The sequence below is a fragment of the Candidatus Hydrogenedentota bacterium genome (assembly GCA_035416745.1).
Classification (GTDB): Bacteria; Hydrogenedentota; Hydrogenedentia; order Hydrogenedentales; family SLHB01; genus UBA2224.
The window spans coordinates 75,277-81,892 of sequence record DAOLNV010000011.1; the positions used below are offsets into that span (position 1 = coordinate 75,277).

5 protein-coding genes are annotated in these 6,616 nt (G+C 63.5%); 1 reads left to right on the forward strand and 4 read right to left on the reverse strand.

Annotated elements, in window-relative coordinates; all coding sequences use genetic code 11:
- The 3 genes from PLJ71_06195 to PLJ71_06205 all read right to left on the reverse strand — a co-directional run.
- Positions 1 to 806 (reverse strand): TolC family protein (locus PLJ71_06195; GenBank protein HQM48260.1); only part of this gene is annotated, 806 nt, incomplete at its 3' end.
- A 6-nt stretch (positions 807 to 812) separates the two neighbouring features.
- On the reverse strand, positions 813 to 1,472 hold the full coding sequence (locus tag PLJ71_06200) for a CerR family C-terminal domain-containing protein (protein ID HQM48261.1): 660 nt from the start codon (positions 1,470 to 1,472) through the stop codon (positions 813 to 815).
- A gap of 277 nt (positions 1,473 to 1,749) precedes the next feature.
- Positions 1,750 to 2,331, reverse strand: coding sequence for a hypothetical protein (locus PLJ71_06205; GenBank protein HQM48262.1), 582 nt, complete (start codon positions 2,329 to 2,331; stop codon positions 1,750 to 1,752).
- Positions 2,332 to 2,578: 247 nt separating this feature from the next.
- Here PLJ71_06205 and PLJ71_06210 point away from each other — a divergent pair, with 247 nt between their 5' ends.
- A complete protein-coding gene (locus PLJ71_06210; protein ID HQM48263.1) occupies positions 2,579 to 5,560 on the forward strand; it encodes a carboxypeptidase regulatory-like domain-containing protein in 2,982 nt (993 codons plus the stop codon).
- 246 nt (positions 5,561 to 5,806) lie between these two features.
- On the opposite strand, the gene PLJ71_06215 is transcribed toward PLJ71_06210, so the two are convergent.
- The coding region (locus PLJ71_06215) for a hypothetical protein (protein ID HQM48264.1) at positions 5,807 to 6,616 on the reverse strand (810 nt) is incomplete at its 5' end.

Consider the following 6,616-nt stretch of genomic DNA (forward strand, 5'->3'; position numbering starts at 1 on the left):
TCAAGGGTGGTCTTGTTGAGTTCAAGCTGCTTCTGGACCAGGGTTATCGCCTGTTGCTGGGCGACGGCCGACAGCCACTCCCGGGTCACGATGGCCGACAGGCTCAGCATGGCCCCGTACACGTCCTCGCGGGTCGCTTCGACGTCGCTCAGGGCCGCCTCATACTGCGACCGCACCCGCCCCCAAAGGTCGACCTCGAAACTGCTGCCCAGTCCGAACCGGTACGAGCGCGAGGTAAACGTGCTGTGCGGCGACGGCTGTTCGGCGAGCAAAGTATCGAGGGCTTTCAGCGAGGTCCCGGCCTGTTCAAGCGCGTCGAGGAGATCAGCCGGGGGAACGGCGCCCGCGCCAGCCAACTGGTTCCACGCGGCGATCTTCTGGTTGAGAAACTCGAGGCGGTCGCGCGACTCGCCCGTATCGGCGCGCTGGCGGCTCACCGAAGCGTCGCCCGAATACCCCAGCTCCGGAAAACGCCCCGCGCCGGCCTGAATCGCCACAAATTCAGCCTGGATCAGCCGTGCGTACACCTGCTGGAGCGACAGGTTGCCGGTCAAGGCTTGTTCGACCAGCCGGTTCAATTCCTCCGACTCGAAAATCTGCCACCACTGCGCGGGAATCTCGCCGCCGTCGTCGTAGAGCGCAAATTCCGGGGGAACGGGCAGCTCGTCCGCGCCGCGTTCCGGCGGCGTGAACCGGGCGCAGGAAACGGCGAGCGCACCGGCCGCGACACACGCGAGCAAACGACTCAGCGCACGGCCGGTTCGAACTCGGGCACTCAGCCGGTTATGTTTGTTGGTCAGCACCATCGTTGATCATGCACCGGCGGTTTTCCGGACTCCCCCACTAACGCGTGATTGTATTGCCTCGCGTACGGCGGCGATGCCCGCCAGCGAGAACCGCACGATATGGGAAGCCATTACATCGACGGCATCGTCCTTGAACGCCCACAGCCTCTTTCGCTTGAAAGCCATGATGCATTGGCTGGCTATGCTCATCTCGCACAGCTCGAGGTCCGTCTGCGTCGCGTGCGGCCCCAGGAGTTCCCCAATGGCCCCAAGGAAATGGGCCTGCGACTTGTCGCGCCACGCGGCAATGGCGTCATCAAGCAGCCCGGTCGGGTTCACCAGTTCCATCATCCGGATGCTGTGCAGGTGGCCGAGCTGTTCCTGGTCGGCCCGGCGTAGCAGCAACGCCCGGACGAGCCCCGCGAGACGCTCTTCGGCAGGCGCATCGGCGGGCATCCCCCCGTCCAGGGGATACAGCGCGTCGGCCCGTGCAGCAGCATCCTCCCACGTCGCCCGGTACAGTCCATCCTTCGACCCGAAATGGTAGTTGATGGCAGCGCTGTTCACCCCCGCGCGATGGCATATCTCCGCGTGAGTCGCGTCACGGTATCCCTTCTCGCCAAATACCTGAAACGCCGCATCAAGAATGCGTTTGCGGGTTTCTTCACCGTCTTTTCGAATACGCACCGTAAGGCCCGATCCCGCCCAACTGCTTAGTTAAAGTAAGGAGTTGAACTCTAGACGCCGGGCTGGCCGTATGTCAAGGAGTTTCTTCAGGGTTGAGAGCGCCCCCCCAAGAGGTTGATCGGACCCATCGGGGCATTGCCGCAACCACCCCGTTTTCCTTGAAGGAGCCGCGTCTAAATCTCCGGGCCCCGCAAGGGGAGGCGATGTCAAGAACCCGGCGGGGAGCTTATCCACGCGGCGAATAATCAGCGGCCTGCTATGCTCTCGGTCACGTGCTTTACCCCCGCCGCTCGCGCAGGCAGTCTTCGATATCGCGCAGGAAACGGGCGCCAAAACAGCATTCGATGATTTTGGCGATGCCGGCGTCCAAACCTTCCCCAACGCGGGCGCAATTGCAGGGAAACCGCATGACTTCGGGTTGGACAGTGAGGACGGGGGGATCTTCATCATCAGAGATCGCCAGGGGCCACATGGCACAGGCAAGGGGTTTGACGGCCTCGGGGGCCAGGCCGTGGGCAAGTGCCGCCGAGTGCAGCGAGCACCAAAGAGTGCCGTCCCGGCCTTTGTATGCGAACACGCAGCGTTCCGCGGCATCCACGGCAAGGGTCGGCTTGGCGCCTGGCATGCGCTCGACCGGGTCGGCGTATCCGTTTCTGTCGCGGAGATGGCGGGCGAATTTCGCAGCTTCGGAGAGCCAGTCAACCGCTCGCCGGGCCTCGACGGCCGACAACTCCACATCGTAGCACGCGCAGCAACTCAGGCCGTTTCGACAGTTTTGGGGCTGGCAGTGGAAGGCGATGCCTCTCAACGCTTCCAGATCGACTTGGTATCCGCCAACGACCGGAAAACGTCTTTTCATGGTGGTCTCCGATAAGACAGTGGCAAGGATGAGAAGAAGACACGAATCTCCCCTCTTACATATCCCGGCGGTACTTATAATACAGGATAATTTCGGGGACACAATACTGAATTCTAATCCCAATTGAGTATTGTGTCCCCGAAATCTGGAGTGAACTTTTTTGTGCATGGTATCGTTATACTGAAGAGCACATCAAACGGAATGACGTGAGAACGAATCGGATGGAATAGAAGCGGGGCCGTGTTTCATGAAAGAGCAAGCGCGTTTCATACTCCTCGTAGCGGGGGTCGTTGTGGCTGTCGGCGGGTTGTGGCTGTTGCTGCGTGCGGCTTCGTCTCCCCCGGATTCAGAAATCTCGCCGCCGGCAGCGCGAGAGCGAGGCGATGCGCCCTCTGTCGCGCCTGCTCCGGTTGGGCGCCATGAGACTCCCTCCCCGCGCAGGATTACCGGTGGCGCGGTAGGGTCGCACCGCGATACCACTACGGCGGTGGGCCAGATTGCGGGCAGGCCGCAATCGGGCATCGGAGTCGTGAAGGGCGAGGTTGTCTGGGCCGATACGAAAGCGCCCGTCGCCGGGGCGGAGGTCATCGCCGAGATGCGCGATTTCCAAGAGGGACAGCCGCCAACGGTCACCGCCCGCTGGCGCACGGTCACCGGCCCCAATGGGGCTTTCCTGCTCGAGAAGCTGCCCGAATACCGCGTGATTCTGGACCAGAATGTCTATTACGGGCTTTACGCGCAGAAAGACGACGCCTATGGCGAGTCAGGGTTTCAGCTTACGGACGACGAACCGGCGGCGTATGAGAGGATCGAGATCTATCCGGCCGGCATGATCTCGGGGCGGGTCGTCAGCGCATCCGGAGAGCCGGTGGCAAAGGCATGGCTCAGTCCCCACCGGTACCGCCCCGAAGGAACGGACCGCGACACGTATGCCGCCGCCAGTTCCGATGGCATCACGGACGAGTCCGGGCAATTCACCATCAGGAATCTCCGTCCGGGGACCTGGTCCTTCGTTGTGCGCGCCGCGGACTACGTGACGCGCATTTCGGATTTCGCCGAAGTGGGGTCCGAGGACCTGACGGTGACCCTCGAGCGCGGCGCCACGGTATCCGGGACCGTCGTCAACGTCAACGACGACAAGCCGGTGCCGGATATCGATGTTCGCCTGTTCCCCGCCGATTACACCTTGAATCACCTGTATACGAAGGCGGAGAGCGGAGCGGACGGCACGTTCACCATGACGGGGGTGGGGGCCGGCGTCTACCGTACGGCGGTTCGCGACGATGAATACGTCCTGGTCGAGTCCTCCACCGAAATAACCGTGGAACAGGGGAAGGCGCTGACGGGTCTCAAGATTCCCGTTGGGCTGGGGGGCGCCGTGACGGGGCGTGCCTATGATGTCGATACGAGTGAACCGCTCGAGAATGTCGTCATCATCAGCCGGCACGGCGGCGGCAACGAGGCCCACACCGACAGCGACGGCTATTATCGCATCGGGGGCCTGCCCGAAGGCCAGAATGTCATCGGCCGCAAATGGAAGGTAGGCTACCTGCACGGAGAACAGCGCGAGGACAAGGAAGTCATGGTTCGCCTGGGCGAGGTGGTCCAGGATATCGATTTTCCGATGAAAAAGGGGCTGTACCTTCGCGGCAAGGTCACGGACCGCCAGGGCGCGCCCATCGAATTCGCGTATGTGCGCAGCGATGTGATGAACGACAGCGGGGAGGGCGAGAGTTCGCAGACGCGCGCCGACGGCAGTTTTGAACATCGCGGCTTTTCTCCGAATACGGAAGTGACGCTTGTCGCGAGCAAAGACGGCATGGAGCAAACCCGTGTCGGTCCGCTGACCATCGGCGCGGCGGATCTCGAGGGCATCGAGATCACCATGGACCCCGGCGCGTCCATCAAGGGCGAGGTGGTTGACCCGAAGGGCAACCCGATGCTTAACATTCACGTGTCGGCGCAGGGCGATGCTGCTTCGTCGAGCGGCGACACCGACGCGTACGGGCGGTTCACCATTGGCGGCCTGGGCCCAGGGGTCTATACCCTGTCCATGTACGACTATGGTCAAGAGGGCGCCAGCACGCGCATCGAGAACGTGCAGCGGGTCACCGTTCCGAAGGCGGGCACGGTCGATGGCATCCGGCTCGTGTTCAAACCCGAGCAAGGTCCGGTCATCGCCGGGAGAGTCATGGACCGCCGCCGCAATCCCATCGCCGGGGTCCAGGTCAGCGCTCACGGTGAAGACGGCCTTGCGAGCTGGGGCAACACGCGTTCGGACGCCGACGGCCGGTTCGAGCTGACCGGACTGAAACCGGGCCGGCACCGGGTCATGGCCAGCGACCAGCGGTACATGTATCCGCAGGAACCAATCATTGCCGAGACGGGAGACCGGAACGTCGAGCTCGTTCTCGCGGGGAAAGGCACGGTCGAAGGGCGCGTGCTCGACGCTCGGACGGGCCAGCCCATCAAGCATTTTACGGTCAGCTGCATGCAGGGGCTGCAGCAGGCCGTGACCGGATACAGCCCGTACGGCCGCAGCAGATCGTTCTTTGACGAAAAGGGCGCGTTTACGCTCACCGACGTAGACGCGGGCGAGGCGACGCTCTTCGCGCAGGCCGCGGGATACGTCCCGGCCATGCAGCAACTCCAGAACGTGGATGAGTATACTCCGGTGACCGGGCTGGTATTCCGCCTGGAATCCGGCGGATGCATTAGAGGCGTCGTCACCGACGAATCCGGCGAGCCGGTCTCAGGGGCGACGCTGTCCGTGCGCGTCAAGACGCCCGAGGGGCAATCCCAAGGCGCTCAGGCGGCGAAGACCGATGGCCGGGGGCGGTTTGTCATCGACGGCATCTCCGCCGGAATCGAGGGTCTCTACGCCGAACGCGAGGGTTTCCTTCCCGCAACCGTAGATGTCCGCGCCGCTGCGGGGCGCACCGAAGAAGTGACCATTCGCCTGAGCCGCGGGGGCACCGTCCAGGGGCGGGTCACCGTGAACGGCAAACCTGCGGGGGGACAGCAGGTGGTCATCCCGGACCCCTCTCTTGGCACGTTCCGCTACACCCGCACCGACGACCAGGGCCGTTACAGTGTTTCGGGTCTATCTAACGGCCAGGTCGAGGTCAGCGTCAATCCAATGCCCGGGGGTGTTGACATCTCTCGGAACGCGGGACAGACCGCGCTCGTCGAGGAAGGCCGCACCACGGTGGTGGATTTCAATCTCTAGCAAATGGGCATTGCGGCAAGGGCTATCTATATCAAACGGCCGCTTCCGATGCGGGTGCCGTGTGCAAGTTCCAGAGCAGGCGGCAAGCCAAGACCGCAATAAGAGGCGTGAGTTGAAAACCACCCGGCTCGTCCCGCGAGTTCCCGGTGGCGTTCCGTGGCGGCGGAGGAGACGGAAAACGCTTCTCGCCTTGAGATGATGCGTGAAGATGTCCTGCCCCGGTCTGCCCGGCGCCGATATCCGGCTCTACTCGTGTTCGTCTTCCAGAGGCGTGAGATCCTCCAGAGGGCCTGGGGGCGTCTCGGGCAATCCGAAGGTTTCCGGCCCTCTCGTTCCGTTCCAGCCGCCTTGGGCATTCCCCGCGTCGTCCGGTTCGGATTGGGCAGGATCGATGTCCTCCTCATCCGGGGCGGGCGGGAGAACCATACGGTCGTCATCGAATTGGTCGTCTTCCACGGGGCCGGAAACTGAGGTTCTCTTCGGCATCGCGGTTTCTTGTCCGTGTTGCCGTTCTTCGCGCTCCGCGCCCGGACCTTCCGCTTCGGGCGTTTCCAGCGGCCGGGGCGGCGCCCACGAAACGGCGTCTTCTTCGGAACCGGGCTCGTTTGTTTCGTCGCCCGCGGCCCTAAGCTCGTGGCAGAGCTGGTCCAAGGCATCGGCGGACGCCATCAACGCAGGCCGCATCTCGTCAAGGCGGCGAGCGGTTTCGAGTCCGGCCTCGTTGGTTCGCGCCAACCGGGCCTGCAGCTGGGCGAGTTTGCCTTCGAGCTCGCCGGCCTGGGCGTTGGCCCGCGCCACCTGAGCAGCGGCGTCCTGGCGGAGAGCGTCCATTTCCGCGGCTTGTTCCGCATACCGTCCTTCCACCTGCTGCAACTCCGCCCGGACTGCCTCGAGAAGATTCCGGGTTTCGCCCAGGGCGGCGTGCAGACCGTCGCGCTCATTGCGGGCTTCCTCAAACGCCGCCCGCATCGTCTCGTGTTCCTGGATATTCTGCTGGAGCGCCGATTCGAGGGTCTCGCGTTCCCGCTGGGTGTTATCGAGGGTCGCGCGCAGGTC